The sequence below is a fragment of the Streptomyces sp. UH6 genome, assembly GCF_013421635.1.
Classification (GTDB): domain Bacteria; phylum Actinomycetota; class Actinomycetes; order Streptomycetales; family Streptomycetaceae; genus Streptomyces; species Streptomyces abyssomicinicus.
In genome coordinates, this window is the sequence record NZ_JACADT010001181.1 from 1 (window position 1) to 1565 (window position 1565).

A 1565-nucleotide genomic window follows, 5' to 3' on the forward strand; every position below is an offset into this window, starting at 1 on the left:
CGGAGAGCCGCCGCGGCTGCGCCCCCTGGCGCTCGCCGCCGATCAGGGCATCGAGACCGCCCGCCGCTACGTCCTCGCCCTCTTCCGCTTCGTGACCGGACTCCTCTTCGCCTGCCACGGCGCCGCCTCGCTCTTCGGAGTCCTGGGCGGCGCCCACGGCACCGGAGGGACCGTCCCGGCCGGTTCCTGGCCCGGCTGGTACGCCGCCCTCATCCAGTTCGCCGGAGGCACCCTCGTCCTCCTCGGGTTCGGCACCCGCACCGCCGCCCTGATCTGCTCCGGCTCGATGGCCTACGCGTACTTCACCGTGCATCAGCCGCGTGCTTTGTGGCCGCTGCAGAACGGCGGCGAACCGGCCGCCCTCTTCTGCTGGTCGTTCCTCCTCCTCGCCGTCACCGGTCCGGGCGCCCTCTCCCTGGGCGCCCTTCTCGATCCCTCGTCCCGGCACCGACGGTCCGTCCGTCCCGGCCGGGCCCGTCGACCCGGCCGGTCCCGTCGGCCGGTTCCGCTCAGCGGGCCGTCGTCCACCCGAACGGAACCGTGAAGCAGCCGACCCGCGCGCCCGAGGAACCCGGCTTGTCGTGGATCACCACGGAAGCCGCCCCGCTCTTGCGGAAGCCCCAGTCGTGGTGGGCGCTCGCCTTCCCGGAGCCCTTCCGGTCGGCCGTGAAGTCCAGCCAGACCTCGTTCCGCGGGTTCACCGCCGCCGGGTCGGTGGACGGCTTGTGCTGGTAGTGCCCGCCCGCCGCGGCCGGGTCGGCGGTGCACGGCTTCGTGTGCACGTGGACGCCGTACTCGTGACCGGCCTTCAGCCCCTTGACCCGGAGCGACACCGTGGTCGCGCCACCGGGAGCCGTCCGCTGGCCGACCTGGATCCAGGAGCCGGCCGGCACCAGTTTCTTGTCGTAGGTGTACGCCGTGGTCGCCGACTTCTTCTTCGCGAACACACCGTCAGTCGTCATGGAGTACCCGGGACGCCTGTCCTTCCCCTTCCCGTGTCCGCCGTCCTCGCCCGTCGCGGCGGCGACCCCGCCCGCCCCCAGCACGGCCATCGCCACGACACCCGCGCACACGCCTGCCCGAACAGCCATTTCCACCGCTCCTCACTGAGAGATCCCTCGCGGGATGTGCTCTTCCGTTGGTACGGGAGGCGGCCGCGCCTCGCTCGTCTCCACCGGCATATGGAGGAACGCGACTTCACGGACATACGTGCCCCCCTGGGACGCCAATCACCTGATCGGCGTAGTCTTGCCAGTTGTCCGTCATTGGCCGCTCCTGCCGCTCCCTGCGACGTCGCGGCCCGGTCGCAGCCGGGATAGAAGTCCAGGAGAGAACCGTGTGGGAGAGCGTCGGAGCGCTGGCCGCCAGCCCGTGGATCTACGGACTGATCGCGGCCTCGATCCTCCTGGACGTGTTCCTGCCCGTGCTGCCGAGCGGTGTGCTCGTCGCGGCCGCCGCCACCGCCGCCGCCGCGGGCACGGGAGCCGCTGCGGCGGGCGCCGACACGATGACCGGCACCGCCTCGGCGGCTGACCTGTGGGACCTGATCATCCTCACGATCTGCG

At 71.9% G+C, this 1565-nt stretch carries 2 protein-coding genes and 1 pseudogene; 2 read left to right on the forward strand and 1 reads right to left on the reverse strand.

Features of this window, described 5'->3' with window-relative positions; translation table 11 throughout:
- The first annotated feature begins 49 nt into the window (after nt 1-49).
- Entirely contained in the window at nt 50-544 is a 495-nt protein-coding gene (locus HW445_RS30400) for a DoxX family protein (RefSeq protein ID WP_374939726.1), read from the forward strand.
- Here the strand turns inward: HW445_RS30400 and HW445_RS30405 are convergent.
- A complete protein-coding gene (locus tag HW445_RS30405) occupies nt 510-1091 on the reverse strand; it encodes a superoxide dismutase family protein (protein ID WP_180224018.1) in 582 nt (193 codons plus the stop codon). The two genes, HW445_RS30400 and HW445_RS30405, sit on opposite strands and share 35 nt — an antisense overlap.
- Before the next feature lie 245 nt (nt 1092-1336).
- Here HW445_RS30405 and HW445_RS33890 point away from each other — a divergent pair.
- Nucleotides 1337-1565: pseudogene (locus HW445_RS33890) on the forward strand (hypothetical protein); the annotation flags it as partial.

Coding starts and splice junctions, on each gene's coding strand:
- HW445_RS30405 (WP_180224018.1), bottom strand. CDS start 1,091: ATGGCTGTTCGGGCAGGCGTGTGCGCGGGTGTCGTGGCGATGGCCGTG.